Below are 22,291 nucleotides of genomic sequence, written 5' to 3' on the forward strand. Positions count from 1 at the left end.
TGCATGCGGGCGCGTTACGCGCCGCCGCGCGGCTTGGCGGTTCGCGCTTCGCCACCCCCGCCGGCACTGCCGCCGGCCGCGCCACCCGCCGCGGCGCCGCCCACCGCTCCACCGCCACCGCCTGACGGTGACACGGTGCGGCTGGTGCCCGTGCTACCCGTGCCGCCGCTGCCCCCGTTATTCCGGGTGTAGCCGCCGCCGTTCACGGCTCGACCGGGGACCGCGCCCCCGTAGCTGCCGTTGTTGTCACCGCCACCCGTGGACGGACGGTTCACGATGATGACCGGGCCATTGCCGTAGTAGACCGGGTAGCCATACCCGTACCCGTAGCCATAGCCGTAGCCGTAACCGTACGGCCACATCCCGTAGGGGTAGCGCGCCCCGAGGCGCGACATCGGCATCGGATAGCCCCACGGGTCGAGCCCGTAGCCGTAGCCCCAGCCCATGCCCCAGGCCCCCATACCGCCATAGCCGTAGCAGAACTCATCCAGTGTGCTGCAGGAGGAGCGCCTCACACTCGGCTCACGCATGGCGGCCGAAATCACCGGCGCATTGGGATCGTTGCTGGCCATCCCCATCGTGGGGCGTGACGGCCCCACCTGGAAGGTGTTCGGATGCGCCATCGCGACCATCAGATCGATGACGCGCGCCGGCATGCCGGCATCGGCCAGCTGCGCCAGCGCCTTGCCATCGAGCTTGAACTGCAGGCCGAGTTCGGCGACATACGCTTCGGCCAGCGCGACCGGCACGGCCTTCGCCACGGCGAGTACCTGGAGCGACGTGACCGTGCCACCGACACCCAGGCGCATCGCCGAGCTCGAGGTGGTCACGCCGGCGAGCGCCGGCAGCTTGGCGCTGGCATCGGGATCGAAGCGCAGACGCGCGACCGTGGTCGCGGCATTATTCGCCACCTGCTGGTGCTGCAGCTGCATCCATTCGCCGGTCGGCGAGATGGACATGAGGCCCGTCTCGACGCGCTTGATGCCGCGCGCGCAGGTCAGATCGGCACGCAGCACGACGCGGGTGTCGTTGGCGATGAACTCGGCCGTCTCGGTGCCCTTGCAGTCATCGATCTCGCGCGCCGACGTGGTGCCGGGCATGGGGATCGGTACGCGGGAGACCAGCGAATCCTTGCGGTAGAGCTGCACATCGACGCTACCCGGGACCCGCACGGACGGGACCACGCAGGCGCGCGTCGGACGCTGGTCCGGGGACGCCTCGGCGGGACCGCCCGTCTGCGGCGGGGTCTGCTCGCCACCAACCGTGGCCCAGCAACCCATCCACGGCTGAAAGCGCGGATCGACCGCCGCGCCCTGCGCGTAGCCGACTCGCGCAGCCGCCGCGAGGCCGAGCGTGATCAGCGCGGTTCGCATCACGAAGCGCATGTTGCCCTCTGCCGACTTGGGGTGGAATTGCATCATGGGAGATTCCTCAGTGCGCCGGTTCAGTAGCGAACCTGAAAGCCAGCCGTCAGTCCAACACCGGACAAGCCGATCGAATTGAAGCCCGAGAAGCTGCCGCGCAGCGGGGCGCTGGCCATATCGTAGCGCGCCTCCCCGGTCACCGCGACGGAGGGGTTGAGATTCCAGGACACGCCGGTCGCCGCGTACGCCATCGGCGCCCAGCCCTTGTCCTGCAGCGTGGACTTGAACACGTCGAGCGTGCTTGACTGGAAGTCCACGAAATCCCCTTCCTGCTGAAAGCGCCACTGCATCACGCCGCCGCCGGCCGCGACGTAGGGCACGAAACGATTGGGGACCCATACCAGACGACTGATCGAACGACCGGCCGGCGTAAGGTTCCACTTGAGCCCGAGCGAGATGGGCGTGCGCGAGAAGCGCGTCATCTGCTCAATGGGCTTGTCGTTGTTGTCGACCCACTTGCGGTACTCCGAGTCGACGCGCCGACGGCTGGTGGCGGCGCCCAGCACCAGCTCCGCCCGTGGCGTGAGATTGACCGATGCCTCGAGGGCACCCGAGAAACTCGAGTAGTCGGCCGGGCCAAGCCCGGCGTTGGTGTTGCTCGACCCGCGCGGCATGAGCAGACCGGACACGAAGTCGAAGACGCTCCCGCTGGCATTGGGGCGCGCGGCGCCGGCCCGGATAGAGAGCGAGCCCATCGGGCGTCGGAACAGATAGCCGTCGCCGCCGCGCGCCTGCGCGGGCAGCGAAACCGGCAGCGTAGCGGGCAGCACAACCAGCAGCGCGAACGACAGTCGCTTCAGCATGGGGGCTCCAGAAGGTCCACGGGCAATATACCCGACCGGCGGCCAGATCGTTCACTGGCGAGGGAGCCGGTCGGTGCCATCAGCTGAAGTGACAGGGGAAGCGGACGGACCGTTGCCGCCGCGATCCCCCACCGACCCGCGCGGGCCCTGCCCCCCGGACGGGCGCTGACCTACTCCGCTCCGCTCCGCCACGCCGGGGGGCCATTCTGGCCCATGCCGGCGTCACGGTACGCGGCGCTGTCAGCGCGCCGTCATCTCGCCACGGCTTACAGGTGCGCGCCGTGGCACTTCTTGAACTTCTTCCCCGAGCCGCACGGGCAGGCATTGTTGCGGGGGGTGTTCTCCCACCCGGCGGGGAGGGCGCCGCCGCCCGCCTCCAGCGACCGCACGGTTCCCGCGCCCACCACGGCCGGGGCCGAGCGCGCCACCGTGCGCGCCGGTTCCTCGGCGTCGTCGTCATCGTCGCCGTCCTGCGCCACGACGTCGGCGTCCACGATCTCGGCGTCGAGTTCATCGGCCGGGATGTCCTCGAGGATCCCGAGCGCGTTATAGCGCTTCGTCGGACGCCCGCCATCGGGACGGCCCATGCCCTCGGGAGTGAACGGCGGCACGAACTCCTCGACCGGTGCCGGCTCGAACACCAGCTGCGCCTTGAGGAAGCGCTCGGTGAAGGTGTTCGCGACATCGTGCATGAGGTCCACGAACATCGTGTACGCATCCTGCTTGTACTCGACGAGCGGATCCTTCTGCCCCCACGAGCGATAATGAATGGAGGCCCGCAGCTGATCGAGATCGTAGAGGTGATCCTTCCACTTCTCATCGATCACGTTGAGCGTCACCAGCGACAGCAGGCGATCGGCGAAACCGTTCCCCTGCTCGTCGGTCACCGAGTTGAGACTCGCGAGCTTGGCCTCGAACGCCTGATGCACCGCCGCGACGGCCGCCGCCTGCGCGTCCTCGAGCGTGGCCGGCTTCTCGGCGTCGGGCCCGAACTCCGGCACCTGCAGCATGTAGTGCATGAGCAGGTCCTGCTGCACGTACTCGAAATCCCACTCCTCGGGCTTGTCGAACGTCGCGAGTGCCTGCTCGACACGACGCTGCACGCCGCGCTCGAGCATCTTGATCGCCTCGCCCTTGAGCTCCTCGCCGCCCTCGAGGGCGAACGCCCGCAGCGAGTAGATCACCTCGCGCTGCTGGTTCATCACGTCATCGTACTCCAGCAGCCGCTTGCGCGACTGGAAGTTCTGGAGCTCCACGCGCTTCTGCGCCTGCTCGATGGAGCGCGTGATGAGCGGATGCGTGAGCACCTCGCCATCCTGCGCGCCCATGCGGTCCATGAGCTTGGCGATGCGCTCCGAGCCGAACAGGCGCATGAGATCGTCTTCGAGCGACAGGAAGAACTGCGAGGCGCCCGGATCGCCCTGGCGACCCGACCGACCGCGCAGCTGGCGATCAATACGCCGCGACTCGTGGCGTTCGGAGCCAATGATGTGCAGACCGCCGATCTCGCTGACATCGATGTCCTTGCCATCCGGATCCTTCACCACGCTCGGCTTGGGCTCGATGACGCCGGCGCCGAGTTTGATGTCGGTGCCGCGGCCGGCCATGTTCGTGGCGATCGTGATGGCGCCCGGCTGACCGGCGCCGGTGACGATCTCGGCTTCGCGCTGATGGTACTTGGCGTTCAGCACGCTGTGCTTGAGCCCCGCGCGCGTGAAGAGACGCGAGAGCGTCTCCGACGCTTCCACGCTCGCGGTCCCGACCAGCACCGGGTACCCCAGGCCGTGCAGGCGCCGCGTCTCTTCAACGATGGCGTTGTACTTCTCGCGACGCGTCTTGTACACCAGATCCTGCCGGTCTTCGCGCGCGATCGGCCGGTTGGTCGGAATCACCGACACTTCCAGCCCGTAGATCGTGTGGAATTCCGTCTCTTCCGTTTCGGCCGTACCGGTCATACCGGCCAGCTTCTCGTACATGCGGAAGTAGTTCTGAATGGTGATGGTAGCGAGCGTCTGGGTCTCGCCCTTCACCTGGACGCGCTCCTTCGCCTCCACCGCCTGGTGCAGCCCCTCGCTCCAGCGACGGCCCGGCATGGTGCGCCCCGTGAACTCGTCCACGATGAGGACCTGCCCTTCCTGCACGACGTAGTTCACGTCGCGCTCGTAGAGGGCATGGGCGCGCAGCAGCTGGTGAATGATGTTGAGGCGCTCGCTCTTCTCGGCGTACTCGCGCTCCACCGCCGCGCGGCGCTCGAGGCGCTGCGGTGCGGTGAGCTCGTGGTCGCGATCGAGCTGCCCGATGAGCACCGCGATATCCGGCAGGACGAACATGTCCGGATGATCGGGCGCGAGATAATCGAGCCCCTGCTCGGTGAGGTGCACCGTGTGCCCCTTCTCGTCGAGCACGAAGAGGAGGTCGTCCTCGATCTCGCGGAACTGCCGCTTGCCCATGGGCAGCTTCTTGTCGGCGATGACCTCGAGCTCGACCTTCTGCACGAGCTGCTTGATGCCCGGCTCGTTGAGCGCCTTGATCAGGCGCTTGTTCTTCGGTCCGCCCATCTGCGCCTTGTACAGCTGCAGGCCGGCGGTGTCATTGTCGCCCTGTTCGAGCGCGCGCTCGCCTTCGCCCACCAGCTGGTTCACCAGCTCGTTCTGCCGGCGGACGAGCCGCTCGACAGCGTTGTTGAACTCGGCGTACTGCGCATCCCCGTCGTTGCCCACCGGGCCCGAGATGATGAGCGGCGTCCGCGCTTCGTCGATGAGCACCGAGTCCACTTCGTCCACGAGGGCGAAGATGTGCGGCCGCTGCACGCGCTGGTCACTCGTCGTGACCATGTTGTCGCGCAGATAGTCGAAGCCGAACTCGTTGTTGGTACCGTAGGTGATGTCGCAGGCGTAGACCGCGCGACGCTCCCACGAGCCCGGCTCGGTATCGTCGAGGCACCCGACCGTGAGCCCGAGCCAGCTATACAGGTGGCCCATCCACTGCGAGTCACGGCGCGCGAGGTAGTTGTTCACCGTGACCAGATGCGCCCCGCGACCGGGGAGCGCATTCAGATAGAGCGGCAACGTGGCCACCAGCGTCTTGCCTTCGCCCGTGGCCATCTCGGCGATCCGCCCCAGATGGAGCTGAATGCCACCGATGAGCTGCACATCGTAGGGGACCATGTCCCACGTGAGCTCATGGCCCGTGACCACGACCGTGGAGCCCTTGAGGCGGCGGCAGGCTTCCCGCACCGTGGCGAACGCTTCCGGCAGCAGGTCATCGAGCACTTCCGCGATCGCCGCCCGCAGCTCGCCTTCAGCGCCGCCCCGTCCGTCCGCGCCCTGCAGCTCGATGTCGAGCTTCTCGCGCTCGGCCGAATCGGCGGTGTCGTGCTTGGCCGCCTTGAGCTCGGCGATGCGCTGCTCGATGGCGCCTGTGCGCTCGGCGATGATCCCGCGGAACTTCGCGGTCTGCGCCTGGATCTCGGCATCGGGGAGCGATGCCAGCCGCGCTTCGATCTCGTGGATCTCGTTCAGGATCGGCTGCACGCGCTTCCGTTCACGCTCGTGGCGCGTACCGAACACCTTACTGATCAAGCCCTTCAGCATAGAAACCTCTACGACCTCATGAGAGGGCCCGGCCGTCGCGGCCCATCGCCCTGAGGCGCTGCGTGCCGCTTACTCCGTGGCCCGGGAATGCTCGCGATACAACCCGGTGGATGCGATGTACGTCGCCACTGCCTCGGGGACGAACCCGCGCAGGGATTTCCCTTCGCGGACGCGCGCCCGGACTTCGGTTGACGACACGTCCACCCGACGGGTGGCCAAACGGATCGCGTTGGCGATCCGCTCTTCTGGTGCCTCGCTCGCCGCCGCGCCGGGATCCCGGGTCAGAATGACGAGCTGGACCATGGCGAGCAGCCGCTCCGGCTCACGCCAGCGCGGCAAGGTAGGAACCACGTCCTCGCCGACCAGAAGATGGAGTTGGGCGTCCGGCCAACGCCGGTGCACCGCCTCCACGGTGTCAACCATGAAAGATAACCCACCCCGGTCGATTTCGATGGCATCGACCTCGAGCCCGTCGATCCCCTGGAATGCCGCACGGGCCATGGCCAGTCGGTGCACTGCCGGGGTCTGCTGATCGCCCTTGAGCGGCTGCTGCGCCGCCGGGATGACCAGCACCTGATCGAGGCGCAACGCCTCGCGGGCGTCCTGCGCGACGAGTACGTGCCCAACGTGCGGCGGATCGAAGCTGCCGCCGAAGAGCCCGAGTCGCACGGGAGGGTGGGTCAGCGGCTGCCGGGGCCGGGGCGCGCGAAGAGCGCGGGGGTCCGGGCGGTGATGGCGGCCGGCCCGGACGCGTCGCCGACCTTCTTGGCGCCGCTCGAATCCTTCGGGGCCGCGCCACAGGCCAGCGTGACGTCGGGATCGCCGGGATACGCCTTCCACATGGCGGTACACGTTTCCGCGGCATCCTCCTTCCAGCGGATCTTCGTGTACAGCTCGTGCAGGCGGAGCCACGACAGGCGCGCGGCCTTCGTGGACGGGTACGTCTGCACCACGTCCTTGAAGTAGATGATCGCCGGATCGACGGCCTTGCGCACCTTGATGTAGTGGACGCCCGTCAGGTAGTCCTTCTGGGCGAACCACTCTTCCAGCTGCGCGATCCGCTGCTTGGCTTCATCGACCTGCTTGGCATCGGGGTACGACGACAGCAACGCCCGCAGGACGGAGGCGGCCTTCTGCCCGTACTCCGGATCGAGGGCCGGCCGTCGCCAGATGAGCTGATACGATCGCCCACTCCCGAGCATGGCCACTGGGGCCAGTGTGTCATCGGGGAAGCCGTCGGTGATGCGCTCGTAGGCCTGCGCGGCCAGCAGGAACTCCTTCTTCCGCTCGTGCGTGAGCGCGAGGTAGTAGTACGCCGGCGCCAGCAGCGGATCGCGCGACGACAGGTCCGTCGTGAGCTTTTCGAAGCCCGCCTGCGCGTTGTCCCACGCCTTGCGCTCGAACTCGAGCAGCGAGGCGCGGAAGAGCGCTTCCGGCGTGGCAAAGTCGCGAGGCTGGAAGCCACGGCCACACCCGGCCAGGGCAGCTGCCAGGCCGAGGAGCATCAGGAGGCGCCAGTCGACGCGATAGGAACGGGAACTCATGCGGAGGTCTGGTACCCGGGTCAGGCGGAGCGGGTCCGGTTCGCCAGCCCAACGAGGCGCGCGCGACCGGGGGTAAGTCCTGCAGTGACATTGCGGGTATCGACCACAACCGCCGCCTGATCCACGACGCGCTGGTAATCCACCGCCTTATGGTCGGTCACGATCACCACCGCGTCTGCCCAGCGCAACATCTCGTCGCTGAGCTCCACGCCGGTCCGGCTGTGCCCCTCTTCGCGGAACTCCTTCACGAACGGGTCGTGGAACTCGACATGCGCCCCGCGCTCCTCGAGCAAGCGGATCACGTCGAGCGCCGGGCTCTCGCGAACGTCATCGATGTCGCGCTTGTAGGCCACGCCGAGCACGAGCAGGCGCGAGCCGCGGACGGCCTTCCGCCCATCGTTCAGGGCGTCGGCGACCTTCTGCACCACCCATTCGGGCATGTGCGAGTTGATCTCGCTCGCCAGGTCGATGAAGCGCGTCTTGTAGTTGAGCGTGCGCATCTTCCAGGCGAGGTAGTGCGGGTCGAGCGGAATGCAGTGCCCGCCAATGCCGGGGCCCGGCGTGAACTTCATGAAGCCGAACGGCTTCGTGGCCGCGGCGTTGATGACTTCCCAGACATCCACGCCGAGTTTGTCACACATGATCGCGATTTCGTTCACCAGGCCGATGTTCACGGCGCGGAACGTATTCTCGAGCAGCTTGACCAACTCGGCCGCTTCCGGTGAGCTCACCGGCACCACGGTGTCGATGCAGCTGGCGTAGAGGGCCGTGGCCACTTCCACGCAGGCCGGTGTCAGGCCGCCGACGACCTTGGGGGTGTTCTTGGTGTGATAGACCGGATTGCCCGGATCGACGCGTTCGGGGCTGAAGGCCACGAAGATGTCGGTCCCCACGGTCAATCCCATCGCCTCGAGGCGGGGCTGCAGGAGCTCGCGCGTGGTCCCGGGATAGGTCGTGCTCTCGAGCACGACGCAGAGCCCGGGATGCGCCTGCCGCGCAATGGCATCCGCCGCGCTCAGGACGTACGCCATGTCCGGATCGCGCGTCTTGGAGAGCGGCGTCGGCACGGCGATGGAGATCGCGTCGCACTCCTTGAGGCGCGCTTCGACGGCCGTGGCCACGAAACTGCCGCTCGCCACCGCCGCCTGCACTTGCGCGGCCGGGATGTCCTGGATGTGCGACTCGCCGGCCATCAGGAGATCGACCACCCGTTGGCTCACGTCGTACCCGATGACGCGGAAGCCCGCGTGCACGAACTCCATGGCCAGCGGGAGGCCCACATAGCCGAGACCGATGACGCCGATGACGGCCGTACGGTCCTGGATGCGATTGAGCAGTTGGGTCTTCATCGCCTCATTGGTCATGACTGGTCTCAGCGTCCGAAGAACTGGCGTACGGCCGCGATGACTTCATCGCGCTGCGCGTCGGTGAGCTCCGGATAGACGGGCAGCGACAACACTTCCTTGGCCGCCTTCTCGGACTCGGGGCACTGCCCCTCCTGATAGCCGAGGTAGGCGAAGCATGGCTGCAGGTGCAGCGGCAACGGATAGTACACCGCCGAGCCGATCCCCTGCGCCTTGAGGTGCGCCTGTAGCGCGTCGCGCGGCGACACCCGAATCGTGTACTGGTTGTAGATCGAGGTGTTCGCCGGATCGATGTACGGGGTGCCGATCTCCGGCACATCGGCGAAGGCCGCGTCGTACTTGGCCGCATTGGCACGACGCGCGGCACTCCACCCCTCGAGGTGCGGCAGCTTGGCCTTGAGCACGGCCGCCTGCAGCGCATCGAGCCGGCTGTTGTAGCCGACGACCTCGTGGAAATAGGTCTTGCGACCGCCATGGACACGCAGCTTCATGAGCGTCTCGAAGAGCGCCTCATCCTGCGTGACCATCATGCCGCCGTCGCCATAGCCGCCCAGATTCTTCGACGGGAAGAAGCTGTACGTCCCGATGGCGGCGGCTTCGCCGGCCATGACCTTCCTGCCGTTGATCACGCGACTCGCGCCAATGGACTGTGCGGCGTCCTCGATGACCGGCACGGCGCCGGCCGCGGCGACGACCTGCTCGATCGCGGCCATCTGCCCGAAGAGATCCACCGCAATCACCGCCTTGGTGCGGCCGGTGATCGCCGGCGCCACCAGCGCCGGATTGATGTTGTACGTCTTGGGATCGATGTCGACGAAGACCGGGCGCGCGCCCTGATTGTGCACGGCGCCGGCGGTGGCGAAAAACGTGAACGGCGTCGTCACCACCTCGTCGCCATGGCTCACGCCGAGTGCGCGCAGCGCCAGCAGGAGGGCATCCGTGCCGTTAGCGCAGCCCACGGCGTACTTCACCTGGGAGAGCCCAGCGACGCTGCACTCGAGCTGCGCCACCGGATCGCCCAGAATGAACGCCTGCTGGTCCACGACATCCATGAGCGCCGCCACCACCTCGTCGCGGATGGTAGCGTGCTGCGCCTTCAGATCGAGAAGCGGTACGGCCATATGGTCAACGCCCCGGGGCGTGAGTCAGAAATGCGAAGCCTGCAAGGAACACCAGTCGTCCAAGCCCTACCCGAACACTAGATATTGACGCGCAGGGGCAGCGGAACGTCGCGCCCCGTCTTGGCCGATTCGTAGATCCCGAGGATGAGCTCCAGGGACTTCCGACCCGCCCGCCCGTCGGTATCGGGGCGCGCCTGGCCCCGAAGGACCGGGACCACATTCCGATAGTAACCCTCGTGCCCGAACCCGTACACGCTGGTCGGGTTCGTGTTCGACTGCTCGACCAGTTTGTCGTCGTCATCGTAGTCGGCAAACTGCCACGTCTCGACCCGATTGACGGCCGTCCCGCCGATCTTGACCGTCCCCTTCTCCCCCAGGATCGTGATCGATCCTTCGAGGTTCTTGGGATAGGTCAGCATGGTGACCTCGATCGTGCCGATGGCGCCGGAGCGGAACTTGAGCACCGCCACCCCGCTGTCCTCGGCCTCGATCCGCCGAGCCAGCGTGGCCGTCTTGGCCACCACACTCTCCACCGGCCCCACGAGCCACTGGATGAGATCGACATAGTGCGAGGCCTGATTCATGAACGCCCCGCCGTCGAACTCCCAGGTGCCCCGCCACGGCGCCTGATCGTAGTACTCCTGCGGGCGCGTCCAGCGCACCGTGCAGTTCGCCATGTAGATGCGACCGAACCGCCCCCGGTCGATCGCCCGCTTGAGCAGGACGATGGGCGGATTGAGGCGGTTCTGCTTGACCACGAACAGGTGCACATGGTGGTCGTCGCAGGCCTGCACGAGCGCATCCGCGGCGGCGAGCGAGATCGCCATGGGCTTCTCGCTGATCACGTGCCGGCCGGACTTGGCCGCGAGGATACCGTGCTGCGGGTGCAGCCCGCTGGGCGTCGCCACCACGATGGCGTCGCTCGGCACGTCCGCGAGCATCTGCTCGTAGCTCGTGAACCAAGGCACCCCCTGCTCGTCGCCGGCGGCACGCGCGCGCTCCTCCACGCTGTCGCACACCGCAACGAGCTGGAGGTCGGGGACCTTGGCAATCGCATCGAAGTGATTGCGGCTGATGCGCCCGCAGCCCACCAGGGCGAGGCGGATCCGCTGTCCGTCGGGAATGATTCGTTCGCTCACTGGATGCTCACCCGTTCGCGGTCGGCGTGACGACGTCGCCGCGACGCGCATAGAGTTGACCCGTTGCCGGGCAGCGCAGCACTTCCACCGCCGGGTCCTGCGCATCGGGGCCGACCACCTCGAGGCGCTCCCCGTGTTCCGACATCCACCCGATCCGCTTCGCCGGCACGCCCGCCATCAGCGCATAGTCGGGGACGTCGCGATTGACGACCGCGCCGGCCCCGATGAACGCGTAGCGCCCCACGGTCGCGCCGCAGACGATGGTGGCGTTCGCGCCAATGCTCGCCCCGCGCTTGACCAGCGTGCGGCGATACTCATTCTTGCGCGAGACGGCACTGCGCGGATTGTAGACGTTCGTGAACACCATGGACGGACCGCAGAAGACGTCATCTTCGAGCTCGACGCCCTCATACACCGACACGTTGTTCTGGATCTTCACGTTGTCGCCGATGATGACGCCCGGCATCACGACCACATTCTGCCCCAGCGAGCAGCGCGCGCCGATGCTGGCGCGCGGATTGATGTGGCAGAAGTGCCAGATGCGCGTGGCGGCCCCGATCACCGCGCCGTCATCGACATAGGCCGACTCGTGCACGAGCGCGCCGTCGGCGAGCTGTGCGCCGGCGGCGACGCGCCCCTCACCGGCGCGAGCGATCATCCCCGGAATGGGGCTCACCGACTGGCTCACGCGCCCCGCAGGATGGCGTGCCACTCCTGCAGCGACCGCACCACCGGCTCGCGCGTCTGGCGCGCCGCGATGGCCTCCACAGCCGCGCTCGCAGCGGTCAGCGTCGTCGTGTAGGGGACGCGATTCGCGATCGCCGCCTGGCGGAGGCGCTCATCATCGACCTGCGCCGCCTTGCCGAGCGGCGTGTTCACGAGCAGCTGGATCTCGCCGTTGACGATCATGTCCACGCCGTGCGGACGGCCTTCGTGGACCTTGAGCACGCTCGTCACGGGGATCCCCTGCGCCTCGAAGAAGCTCGCCGTGCCGCTGGTCGCCCGCACGGAGAAGCCAAGCTCCACCAGCCGCTTGGCCAACTTCGCAGCCGCCGGCTTGTCGGTGTTGTTCACCGTGAAGAAGACCGCGCCCTGCCGCGGCAGCGCGTTGTCGGCGGCGATCTGCGACTTGAGGAAGGCCGCACCGAAATCATCGTCGATGCCCATCACTTCGCCCGTCGAGCGCATCTCCGGGCTCAGCACCGGATCGAACTCACGGAACTTGTTGAACGGGAAGACGGCTTCCTTGACGCTGATATAGGGCGGCACGATCTCCTGCGTGAAGCCGATCTGGGCAAGCGTTTCGCCCAGCATGAGGCGCGCCGCCACCGAGGGGAGCGACACCCCGATGGCCTTCGACACAAAGGGCGCCGTGCGCGACGCGCGCGGGTTCACCTCGATGACGTAGACCACGCCGTCCTTGTACGCGTACTGCACGTTGATCAGCCCCACCACGCCGAGCTTCTTGGCGAAGGCGATCGTGTGCTGCTTCATCTGCTCGACCGCGGCCGGCGGAATGAGATACGGCGGAAGAATGCACGCCGAGTCGCCGGAATGAATCCCGGCACTTTCGATGTGCTCCATGACCGCCCCGATCACGACGTGCTCGCCATCGGACAGCGCGTCCACGTCGGCCTCGAATGCGTCCTCGAGGAAGCGATCGACGAGCACCGGGCGATCCTCGCTGACCCGCGCGGCGCGCTCGAAGTAATCCCGCAGCGACGCTTCGTCGTGCACGATCTCCATGGCGCGGCCGCCGAGCACGTACGAGGGACGCACCAGCACCGGGAAGCCGATGTCCTTGGCGATCGTGACCGCTTCGTCCACGCTCGTGGCGGTGCCGTTCGCCGGCTGCTCGATCCCGAGTTCGCGCACGATGGCTTCGAAGCGCCGACGATCTTCCGCGGTGTCGATGGCATCGGGCGACGTGCCGAGAATGCGCACGCCGGCCTTCTCGAGCGGACGCGTGAGCTTGAGCGGCGTCTGGCCACCGAGCTGCACGATCACGCCCTCGGGGTTCTCCCGCTGCACGATCTCCAGCACGTCCTCGAGCGTCAGCGGCTCGAAGTACAGCTTGTCGGAGATATCGAAGTCGGTGGAGACCGTCTCGGGATTGGAGTTGACCATGATGGTCTCATACCCCTGCTCGCGCAGCGCCAGGACGGCGCGCACGCAGCAGTAGTCGAACTCCACGCCCTGGCCGATGCGATTGGGGCCGGACCCGAGGATCACGACCTTCTTGCGCCCTTCGGTCGCCGCTTCGCTCTCCTCGTCGTAATTGCCGTACAGATACGGCGTGCTCGACGGGAACTCACCGGCACAGGTGTCGATCATCTTGTACGACGGGCGCACGCCCAACGACCAGCGGAGCTCGCGCGCCGCGGTCTCGTCGGTGCCGCGCAACGCCGCCAGCTGCCGATCGCTGAAGCCCATGCGCTTCATGCGACGCATGCCATCGGCCTCCACGCTGGGGAGCGCGGTATACCACGACTCGGCGTCGAGCAGTTCGCGCATCTGATCCAGGAACCACGGATCAATGCCGGTGATGGCGTAGAGCTCCGCCGTCGTGAGCCCCGCCTGCATCGCGCGCTTCAGCTGGAAGATGCGTTCCGGCGTGGGGCGACGGACCGCCCCCTTGAGCTCCTCGAGCGAGCCGTCGCTCAGGCGATCATCCTGCAGGCGCTCGCCCACCGCCCATCCCGGGCGACCCGTCTCGAGCGCGCGCAGCGCCTTCTGGAACGCCTCCTTGAAGGTGCGGCCAATCGCCATCGACTCGCCGACCGACTTCATCTGCGTCGTGAGACCCGGGTCCACCGCGGCGAACTTCTCGAAGGCGAAGCGCGGGCACTTCACGATGACGTAGTCGAGCACCGGCTCAAAGCTCGCGGGCGTCGTCTTCGTGATGTCGTTCGGGACCTCATCGAGCGTGTAGCCCACCGCGAGCTTGGCGCCGATGCGCGCGATCGGGAAGCCGGTGGCCTTGGAGGCCAGCGCCGACGAGCGCGACACGCGCGGATTCATCTCGATGACGATGAGCTCACCGTTCTGCGGATTGACCGCGAACTGGATGTTGCACCCACCGGCATCCACGCCGATCTCGCGGATGATGGCGACGGCTGCATCGCGCATCACCTGGTACTCACGATCGGTGAGCGTCATGGCCGGCGCGACCGTGATCGAGTCGCCGGTATGCACGCCCATCGGATCGAGGTTCTCGATCGAGCAGACGATGACGACGTTGTCGGCGCAGTCGCGCATCACCTCGAGCTCGTACTCCTTCCACCCCAGGAGCGAGCGCTCGATGAGCACCGAATGCACGGGCGACAGGTCGAGGCCGCGACGCACGATCGTTTCGAACTCTTCGCGATTGTACGCGATGCCACCGCCGGTCCCGCCGAGCGTGAACGACGGGCGGATGATCGACGGGAAGCCGGTCTCTTCGACGGCCGCCATGGCTTCGTCGAAGGAGGTGACCGTCCGGCCGGTCGGGCACTTGAGCCCGATCTTCTCCATCGCTTCGGCGAACAGCTTGCGATCTTCGGCCACGCGAATGGCGCGCGCATTGGCGCCGATCAGCTGGCAGCCGTACTTCTCGAGCGCGCCGCTTTCGTGCAGCGCGAGCGCCACGTTAAGCGCCGTCTGCCCGCCCATGGTGGGGAGGACCGCATCCGGGCGCTCCTTGGCGATCACGCGCTCCACGAACTCCGGGGTCACCGGTTCGATGTACGTGCGATCGGCGAACTCCGGATCCGTCATGATCGTGGCCGGATTGGAATTCACCAGGATGACTTCATACCCCTCTTCACGCAGCGCCTTCGTGGCCTGGGTTCCGGAGTAATCGAACTCGGCGGCCTGCCCGATGATGATTGGCCCGGAGCCAATCACGAGAATCCGGTGCAGGTCAGAACGTCGCGGCATGGAGGAGGTCGTCGATGATGTCGTCGAGTGAACGCGTCGCACGCCACCCCGTGGCGTGCTGCAGCTTGCGGGGATCCCCGATGAGGCTGGGGACGTCAACTGGTCGCACCAGTGCCGGATCCTCGGTGGGGACTGCGCGCGTACCCGTGCGCGCGACGACCCGTTCGAGCACCTGCTGCACCGACCACCCGGTGCCACTGGCCACGTTGTACGCCTCGCCGGGCGTGCCCCGCTGACAGAGGGAAATATAGGCAGCCACGACGTCACTTACATGGAGGAAGTCGCGGATGGGCGTGCGATTGCCCACAGGCATCGGCGTGCCCGCCGGCGCGTCGGCGAGCGCATGCGCGCGGGCCACGAGCGCCGGCAACAGAAAGCGCGGGGGCTGGCCCGCACCGCTGTGGTTGAAACTGCGCGCCACGATGACCGGCAGGCCGGTCGCCCGCCAGTGTTGCAGCGCCAGAACCTCCTGCGCCGCCTTGGTGGCGGCATAGACGGTCCGCGGCGCCTGCACCGCGGTTTCGGCCAGTGGGCCTTCGTGCGTGTCGTGGCGGCCATACTGCTCGGCGCTGCCCACGATCAGGACCCGTGGCTCCCCGTGCCCGGCGGCGCGATGCGCCTCGAGATGGTGCAACAGGCGCGCCGTGGCGGTGACGTTGACGTCCCACGCCTGCGCGGGGTCGTCGGCCGCGGTCGGGAGGTGGGAAATGGCCGCGAGATGAATGACCAGCTCGGGGCGCGCCAGCGCGACGGCCTCGCGTACGTACGCGTCGTCCCGGAGATCGCCGATCTGCCACGTCGCGGGGACGGCCGCCGGCACGCCACGCGGGCGTGCATCGGAGACGGCGTCGGTGGCCAGCGCCACCAGCGTCGCCTCCGGATACGCCGCACGGAGCGCGGGCAGCAGCCACTGCCCGACGAAACCCGCCGCCCCGGTGACGAGAATCCGCGTCACTTCGCGCGCGCGTACCGATCGAGGTCCGCCTGCACCATCATCTCGACGAGCTGCCGGAAGTTGACCTGCGGCGTCCAGCCCAGCTGCCGCTTCGCCTTCTCCGGATTCCCCACGAGCAGATCCACTTCGGCCGGCCGGAAGAAGCGCTCGTCCTGAATGACGAAGTCCTTGTAGTCGAGCCCCGCGTAGCCGAAGGCCGCCTCGCAGAACTGCCGCACGCTGTACGTCTCTCCGGTGGAGATGACGTAGTCATCGGGCTGGTCCTGCTGCAGCATGCGCCACATCGCATCGACGTAGTCGCCGGCGAACCCCCAATCGCGACGCGCATCGAGATTGCCGAGGCGCAGCTCCTTGGAGAGCCCCATCTTGATGCGCGCCACGCCGTCGGAAATCTTGCGCGTCACGAACTCGAGGCCGCGGCGCGGCGACTCGTGATTGAAGAGGATGCCCGAGACCGCAAAAAGGTTGAAGCTTTCGCGGTAGTTCACGGTGATCCAGTGCCCGTACACCTTGGCCACGCCGTAGGGCGAGCGCGGGTAGAACGGGGTCGATTCCGTCTGCGGCGTTTCGACGACCTTGCCGAACTGTTCGCTCGACGACGCCTGATAGAAGCGTGCCGTGGGCGCCGCCTTGCGCATCGCCTCGAGCATGCGCGTCACGCCGAGCGCGGTGAACTCGCCGGTGAGCACGGGCTGATTCCACGACGTCTGCACGAAGCTCTGCGCCGCGAGATTGTAGATCTCATGCGGCTGCGCGGCGTGCACCACGTCGGTCAGCGAGGTCTGATCGAGCAGGTCGGCGGACACGAGTTCGACGCGGTCCACCAGATGCGCGATGCGCTCGTAGGGCGTCGTCGAGGACCGACGCACGACGCCCACGACGCGATAGCCCTTCGCGAGGAGGAGCTCAGCGAGGTAGGAGCCATCCTGCCCGGTGATGCCAGTGATCAGGGCGGTCTTGTGCATGAACTGATCAGTTGGGGGTTGGGGGTTCTTGGTCGGGGGTTCGGGGTGAACCGCGGCGCCAAGCCTCCATACACGACGCGGGGAGACCCGCTTGTGAGCGAGCTCCCCGCGTGCGTGACATCGAGCGGCGAATTACGCGACGGCGACCTGGCCGCGCGGCGCGCGCTGCACCTTGCCGGCCGCGAGGCAGCGGGTGCAAACCTTCACCTTGATGATCTTGCCGTCGGCGAGGGTACGCACGACCTGGAGGTTCGGCTTCCAGGTGCGCCGCGTCTTGTTGTTTGCGTGCGAAACGTTGTTGCCGTAGGCAACACCCTTGTCGCAGTGGTAGCAGCGATTGCGTTGAATGGCCATGGGTGGTGCCTCAGCTGAGGATCAGTTCGATCCGCGCCATCTCCGCGCCGTCACCCTTGCGGTGGCCGGTCTTGAGAATGCGCGTGTAGCCGCCCGGACGCGTGGCAAACTTGGGGCCGATTTCCTGGAAGAGCTTGTCGGCCGCCTCACGCTTGTGGACGTGCTTGCCAGCGAGCCGACGCGCGTGGAGCGTGCCGGTGCGGGCCTTGGTGATGAGCTTCTCGACGAACGGGCGCAGCTCCTTGGCCTTGGCCTCGGTCGTCTCGATCGCCCCCTGCTCGATGAGCGAGGTGGCGAGGTTGCGGAGCAGCGCGAGGCGCTGCTCACTGGTCCGCCGGAGCTGGCGGTTGGCCTTACGGTGGCGCATGGGAGTTCAGTCCTCGTCGTCGTCGTCGTCGGGCGCGTTCTCGGCCGCGCGGCTGGGCGGGGTGCCCATATCGAGGATACGCACGCCATCCGTGCTCTCCTCATAGCGCATGCCGAAATTGAGCCCTTCCTTCTCGAGCAGCGCGGCGATTTCCTGCAGGGACTTCTTACCGAAGTTCTTGACCTGGAGGATCTGCGCCTCGGTCTGGCGAACCAGATCGCCGAGCGAGCGGATGTTCGAGTTCTTCAGGGAATTGACCGAGCGAACAGAAAGTTCGAGGTCATCGATGGGCGTGCGGAACAGTTCAGCGAGGCGGATGGCGTCGGAGTTGGCCCCATCGCCGCCCGTGCCGGGCTGCGCGGAGGCCGACGACCCAAAGCCCACGAAGTACTGGAAGTGGGTCTGGGCGAGCGCCGCCGCGTAACTCACCGCTTCCTCGGGCGACATCGTGCCGTTGGTTTCGACGGTAAGCGTGAGCCGGTCGTAGTCGGTGCGCTGGCCGACGCGGGTTTCCGCGACGGTGAAGTTCGCCCGACGGACCGGGGAGTAGATGGCATCGATGCGAACGACATCGACCGGGAGGTTCTTGTCGGCCGGGTGCTGGTCGCTCTCGACATAGCCCCGCCCCTTGTTCACGTAGAGTTCGACGGTGAAGTCGCGCTCGTCGGTGATCGTGAAGAGGTGGTGCGAGGGCCCCACGACGCGGATGCCACCGGTCGCCTGGATGTCGGCGGCGGTGACGGTGCCCGGGCCCGACTTGGCGATGCGGAGCACGGTCTGCTCCACTTCGTCCGGCAGGGACAGGGTCAGCGTCTTGAGGTTGCCGATGATCTGGTGCACGTCTTCCACGACGCCCGGGATGGTCTGGTGCTCATGCACCACGCCATCGATACGGAACGCCCACACGGCCGAGCCCCGGAGCGACGACAGGAGCAGTCGGCGCATCGCGTTGCCCAGCGTGTGCCCGAAGCCGCGCTCGAGCGGCTGCAGGCGGAATTCGGCCAGATTGGGATTGTCCTCGCGCTTGGTCGCTTCAACCAGCTGCGGACGGACCAGCCCGGAAAGATCGATCGTTGCCATGAGTGTCTTGGAGAAAGTGGTCTCACCACTCGAGTGAGTGGCGACGCTCTACCCCGCCCCGAACGCGCGGTAGACTCGTAGAGGGGTTCGGGCCCCGACCTGCTGCAGAAACTGCCAACTGATCAGTGATGGGTTTCGGGTTCTTGGTGGTGGGTGATGGGTAACCCACAACCCACGACCTAGAACCCGATACGCAGAACTGATCGGTTGTTGTTGACTTACTTCGAGTACAGTTCGACGACGAGCTGCTCCTGCGCCGCGAGCGGGATGCTCTGACGCTGGGGCTTCTCGAGCACGCGGCCGCTGAACGACTCCTTGTCGACGGCGATCCACGAGAGCGACGCGCCACGGGCGGCCTGCTCCATCGCGCCCTGCACGAGCACGAGCTCGCGCGAGGCCTGCTTCACGCGCACTTCCTCACCCGGACGCACCTGGTACGACGGGATGTCGAGGAGGCGACCCTTCACCTCGATGTGGCGGTGACGGATGAGCTGACGCGCGGCCTTGCGGCTCGGGGCGAAGCCCATGCGGTACACCACGTTGTCGAGACGGGTCTCGAGGGCGGCGAGCAGGTTGTGACCGGTGATGCCGGCCTGCGACGCCACGCGCTCGAACGTGTTGCGGAACTGCTTCTCCGAGATGCCATAGATGCGTTTGATCTTCTGCTTCTCGCGCAGCTGCTTGGCGAATTCGGACATCTTCTTGCGACGCGCCGTGGCCTGACCGTGCTGACCCGGGGCGTACGGACGACGCTCCACGGGGCACTTTTCGGTGAAGCACTTGGTGCCCTTCAGGAAGAGCTTCGCGCCCTCACGACGGCACTGACGGCAGCTGGGACCAGTATAACGGGCCATGGATCAGACCCTCCGGCGCTTGGGGGGACGGCAGCCGTTGTGCGGGATCGGGGTGACGTCACGAATGGACTTCACCTGGAGCCCGGCAGCGGCGAGCGCCTGGATGGCCGACTCGCGGCCAGACCCGGGGCCCTGCACGCGCACATGGACGCGGCGCACACCGAGCGTGAGCGCTTCGCGCGCGCACTGCTCGGACGCCACGGTGGCGGCGAACGGCGTGGACTTCTTCGATCCCTTGAACCCGGCCTTGCCGGCCGAGCCCCATGACACGGCATTGCCATGCATGTCGGTGATCGTGATGGTCGTGTTGTTGAACGTGGCGCTGACGTGGGCGATGCCTTCCGCCTCGACGACGCGCTTGGTCTTCTTCGCGGTAGCCATGGCTTACTTGGTCACCTTCTTCTTGCCCGCGATAGCGCGGCGCGGCCCCTTCTTGGTGCGCGCGTTCGTGTGCGTGCGCTGCCCGCGCACGGGGAGGCCACGACGATGGCGGGTGCCACGATACGAGCCGATGTCCATCAGGCGCTTGATATTCATCGCGACTTCGGTGCGGAGCGCACCCTCGACGCGATGATTGCGCTCGATTTCCTGACGGAGCTTGTTGAGATCGGTGTCGTTCAGGTCGCGAACGCGCTGCGCGCTCGACACACCCGCTGCCTCAAGGATCTTCTGGGCGGTCTTGCGACCGATGCCGAAGATGTAGGTCAGACCGATCTCGATCTTCTTTTCACGCGGAAGATCGACGCCTGCGATACGTGCCATAGTGTGCGCTTACCCTCAGCCCTGACGCTGCTTGTGCTTCGGGTTACGCTTGCAGATGATGCGAGTCACGCCCTGTCGCTTCACGACCTTGCAGTGCTCACAAATCGGCTTCACGCTGCTACGAACTTTCACGGGTCACCTCGGCGCTCACGCGCCGACGGAGCCTCCCGCACTGCCAAGCGGCAGCCGGCTGGACTCCCCATGCTGTTCATCGCCAGGATGCATCAGCTCTCAAGCAACGACTTGCGAGTGATTCCGCGCCTGGACGAAGCGAATGTGGCCAGCGGATTGGCCTGCGAACTTGCCCCCCGTGGTGCGCGCAAAACGCGCCCAAAAACGGGCAAGACATGAATCGTAGCGGAGTTAGGCCGAGGCCGCAACCCCGCCGAGGTCGGCGCGCACCGCCGCCATCGCGGCCACCGGATCGGCTGCGCCGGTCACGGCGCGACCCAGGATCAACCAGCGCGCGCCGGCGGCGGCCGCCGCCGAGGGGGTCATGACCCGCGCCTGGTCGTGCGCGTCGCCGCCGGGGAGGCGGATGCCGGGGATGAGCAGCCCGAGTTGGGCCCCGTAGGCCGCCCGCACCGCCGCCGCCTCGTGCCCCGAGCAGACAATCCCGGCGGCCTGGGCGCTGGCGGCGAACCCGGCGAGCCGGACCACCTCGGTGGTCACCTCAACCGCCTCCCGCCCCCAGGCCGTCCCGACCGCCGCCGCATTCAGGCTGGTCAGGATCGTCACCCCCAGAATTCCGCAGGCCGGCTCGGAGCCGCCGCCCGGCGCGCCCTCCGCCGCCCCCGCCACCGCCGCCGCGATCATCTCCGGCCCGCCGCTGGCATGCACCGTGAGCAGCGTGGCCCCGTGACGGGCGACGCTCCGCGCCGCCCCCCGCACCGTGTTGGGGATGTCGTGCAGCTTGAGGTCCACGAAGACCCGCTTGCCCTGATCCCGCAGCCAGGCGACCACCGACGGCCCTTCGGCGCTGAACAGCTCGAGGCCGACCTTGTAAAAGTCGCAGGCCGACCCGAGCCGGCGCACCAGCGCCTCGGCGCTCGCGCGATCGGCTACGTCGAGGGCCACGATGGGGGTGACCGTGGCGGTGGTGCCGGACGGCACGGCGTGACTCACGAGGGCCATTGCAGGGTGCCAACGATGGTAGAGAGGTGCTGCACGCCCTCGCGGTCGGCCCAGCGGGCCAGCCCCCGGGCGATGCGCTCCGGCGCGCGAGGGTCGCGCAGCATGGCGGTGCCGACGCCCACCAGCTGGGCACCGGCCAGCAGGTACTGCAGCGCGTCGTCGGCGGTGCTCACGCCGCCGAGGCCGATGATCGGCACGCCCGGCAGGGCGCGACTCACGCGCCAGGTCGCCAGCAGGCCGATGGGAAGCAACGCGGGCCCACTCACGCCGCCCGAGCCGAAGCCGATGCGCGGCGTACGATGCGCGGTTTCGATGACCAGTCCCGGCATCGTGTTCACCAGCGTCAGGCCGGTGGCCCCCGCCTCCACCGCCGTCTGCGCCGCGGCCACAATATTCGGCCCCAGCGCCGGCGACAGCTTCACGAAGAGCGGGCGCGACGTGATGGCGCGGGCGGCCTTCACCAGCGCGGCCAGCGCGACCGGATCGGCGCCGAACTCCATGCCACCCGCCTTGACGTTCGGGCAGCTCACATTGAGCTCGAAGGCATCGACCCCGCGTTCGTTGGTCAGCCCGTTGATGACGGTGACAAAGTCATCCACGCTGTTGCCGACGACGTTCACGAACACGCGCAGCCCGGGATGCTGCGCCGGCAGCCACGGCAGGTATTCCTGCTTCACCGCGTCGAGGCCGGGGTTCGCCAACCCGATGGCGTTGATCATGCCGCCGGCGAACTCGCCTACGCGCAGCGGCTTGTTGCCCTTGCGTGGCTCGACGCTCACCGCCTTGGTGGAGAGGCCGCCGATGCGGGTGAGATCGACGACGTCCTCGAGCTCGCGCCCGAATCCGGCAGTGCCCGACGCGAGCACGATGGGATTGCGAAACGTGAGTCCGGCGACGGACATCGCGGTCCGCTC

The 22,291-nt window shown here is 67.3% G+C and carries 21 protein-coding genes; all 21 read right to left on the minus strand.

The window, feature by feature from the left end; genetic code table 11:
• Nucleotides 1-14: 14 nt before the first annotated feature.
• Nucleotides 15-1,421: a hypothetical protein gene (locus tag K2R93_08185; protein MBY0489806.1), complete on the minus strand. Its 1,407-nt coding sequence runs from the start codon at nt 1,419-1,421 to the stop codon at nt 15-17.
• Nucleotides 1,422-1,444: 23 nt separating this feature from the next.
• The gene (locus K2R93_08190) at nt 1,445-2,227 is read right to left on the minus strand and encodes a hypothetical protein (protein ID MBY0489807.1); all 783 of its coding nucleotides are present in this window, start codon (nt 2,225-2,227) and stop codon (nt 1,445-1,447) included.
• Nucleotides 2,228-2,493: 266 nt separating this feature from the next.
• Entirely contained in the window at nt 2,494-5,820 is a 3,327-nt protein-coding gene (gene secA / locus K2R93_08195) for a preprotein translocase subunit SecA (protein MBY0489808.1), read from the minus strand.
• Between the two features lie 69 nt (nt 5,821-5,889).
• The gene (nadD, locus tag K2R93_08200; GenBank protein MBY0489809.1) at nt 5,890-6,489 is read right to left on the minus strand and encodes a nicotinate (nicotinamide) nucleotide adenylyltransferase; all 600 of its coding nucleotides are present in this window, start codon (nt 6,487-6,489) and stop codon (nt 5,890-5,892) included.
• 11 nt (nt 6,490-6,500) lie between these two features.
• Complete coding sequence (gene bamD / locus K2R93_08205; protein MBY0489810.1) at nt 6,501-7,364, minus strand: outer membrane protein assembly factor BamD; 864 nt, start codon at nt 7,362-7,364, stop codon at nt 6,501-6,503.
• Nucleotides 7,365-7,384: 20 nt separating this feature from the next.
• A complete protein-coding gene (locus K2R93_08210) occupies nt 7,385-8,713 on the minus strand; it encodes a nucleotide sugar dehydrogenase (GenBank protein MBY0489811.1) in 1,329 nt (442 codons plus the stop codon).
• 23 nt (nt 8,714-8,736) lie between these two features.
• Nucleotides 8,737-9,849, minus strand: coding sequence for a DegT/DnrJ/EryC1/StrS family aminotransferase (locus K2R93_08215; protein MBY0489812.1), 1,113 nt, complete (start codon nt 9,847-9,849; stop codon nt 8,737-8,739).
• 77 nt (nt 9,850-9,926) lie between these two features.
• On the minus strand, nt 9,927-10,988 hold the full coding sequence (locus K2R93_08220) for a Gfo/Idh/MocA family oxidoreductase (GenBank protein ID MBY0489813.1): 1,062 nt from the start codon (nt 10,986-10,988) through the stop codon (nt 9,927-9,929).
• Nucleotides 10,989-10,995: 7 nt separating this feature from the next.
• The gene (locus K2R93_08225) at nt 10,996-11,646 is read right to left on the minus strand and encodes an acetyltransferase (GenBank protein ID MBY0489814.1); all 651 of its coding nucleotides are present in this window, start codon (nt 11,644-11,646) and stop codon (nt 10,996-10,998) included.
• 26 nt (nt 11,647-11,672) lie between these two features.
• Nucleotides 11,673-14,906: a carbamoyl-phosphate synthase large subunit gene (gene carB, locus K2R93_08230; GenBank protein ID MBY0489815.1), complete on the minus strand. Its 3,234-nt coding sequence runs from the start codon at nt 14,904-14,906 to the stop codon at nt 11,673-11,675.
• Nucleotides 14,890-15,861, minus strand: a complete 972-nt coding sequence (locus K2R93_08235) for a GDP-mannose 4,6-dehydratase (GenBank protein MBY0489816.1) — start codon at nt 15,859-15,861, stop codon at nt 14,890-14,892. Before K2R93_08235 ends, carB begins: the two co-directional genes overlap by 17 nt.
• Nucleotides 15,858-16,826 (minus strand): GDP-mannose 4,6-dehydratase, encoded by a 969-nt coding sequence (gene gmd / locus K2R93_08240; protein MBY0489817.1) that lies wholly within the window; start codon nt 16,824-16,826, stop codon nt 15,858-15,860. The genes K2R93_08235 and gmd overlap by 4 nt, the downstream gene beginning before the upstream one ends.
• A gap of 132 nt (nt 16,827-16,958) precedes the next feature.
• Complete coding sequence (rpmB, locus tag K2R93_08245; GenBank protein ID MBY0489818.1) at nt 16,959-17,180, minus strand: 50S ribosomal protein L28; 222 nt, start codon at nt 17,178-17,180, stop codon at nt 16,959-16,961.
• Nucleotides 17,181-17,190: 10 nt separating this feature from the next.
• Entirely contained in the window at nt 17,191-17,547 is a 357-nt protein-coding gene (gene rplQ / locus K2R93_08250; GenBank protein MBY0489819.1) for a 50S ribosomal protein L17, read from the minus strand.
• Between the two features lie 6 nt (nt 17,548-17,553).
• The gene (locus K2R93_08255) at nt 17,554-18,627 is read right to left on the minus strand and encodes a DNA-directed RNA polymerase subunit alpha (protein ID MBY0489820.1); all 1,074 of its coding nucleotides are present in this window, start codon (nt 18,625-18,627) and stop codon (nt 17,554-17,556) included.
• 218 nt (nt 18,628-18,845) lie between these two features.
• Nucleotides 18,846-19,481, minus strand: a complete 636-nt coding sequence (rpsD, locus tag K2R93_08260) for a 30S ribosomal protein S4 (GenBank protein ID MBY0489821.1) — start codon at nt 19,479-19,481, stop codon at nt 18,846-18,848.
• Nucleotides 19,482-19,484: 3 nt separating this feature from the next.
• Nucleotides 19,485-19,862 (minus strand): 30S ribosomal protein S11, encoded by a 378-nt coding sequence (gene rpsK, locus K2R93_08265; GenBank protein ID MBY0489822.1) that lies wholly within the window; start codon nt 19,860-19,862, stop codon nt 19,485-19,487.
• 3 nt (nt 19,863-19,865) lie between these two features.
• A complete protein-coding gene (rpsM, locus tag K2R93_08270; GenBank protein MBY0489823.1) occupies nt 19,866-20,243 on the minus strand; it encodes a 30S ribosomal protein S13 in 378 nt (125 codons plus the stop codon).
• A gap of 15 nt (nt 20,244-20,258) precedes the next feature.
• Entirely contained in the window at nt 20,259-20,375 is a 117-nt protein-coding gene (gene rpmJ, locus K2R93_08275) for a 50S ribosomal protein L36 (GenBank protein MBY0489824.1), read from the minus strand.
• Between the two features lie 231 nt (nt 20,376-20,606).
• Nucleotides 20,607-21,377: an orotidine-5'-phosphate decarboxylase gene (pyrF, locus tag K2R93_08280; GenBank protein MBY0489825.1), complete on the minus strand. Its 771-nt coding sequence runs from the start codon at nt 21,375-21,377 to the stop codon at nt 20,607-20,609.
• Nucleotides 21,365-22,279 carry a dihydroorotate dehydrogenase gene (locus tag K2R93_08285; protein MBY0489826.1) on the minus strand — a complete coding sequence of 305 codons (915 nt, stop codon included), beginning with the start codon at nt 22,277-22,279 and terminating at the stop codon, nt 21,365-21,367. Before K2R93_08285 ends, pyrF begins: the two co-directional genes overlap by 13 nt.
• Nucleotides 22,280-22,291 lie beyond the last annotated feature (12 nt).

This window comes from Gemmatimonadaceae bacterium (genome assembly GCA_019752115.1).
GTDB lineage: Bacteria > Gemmatimonadota > Gemmatimonadetes > Gemmatimonadales > Gemmatimonadaceae > Gemmatimonas.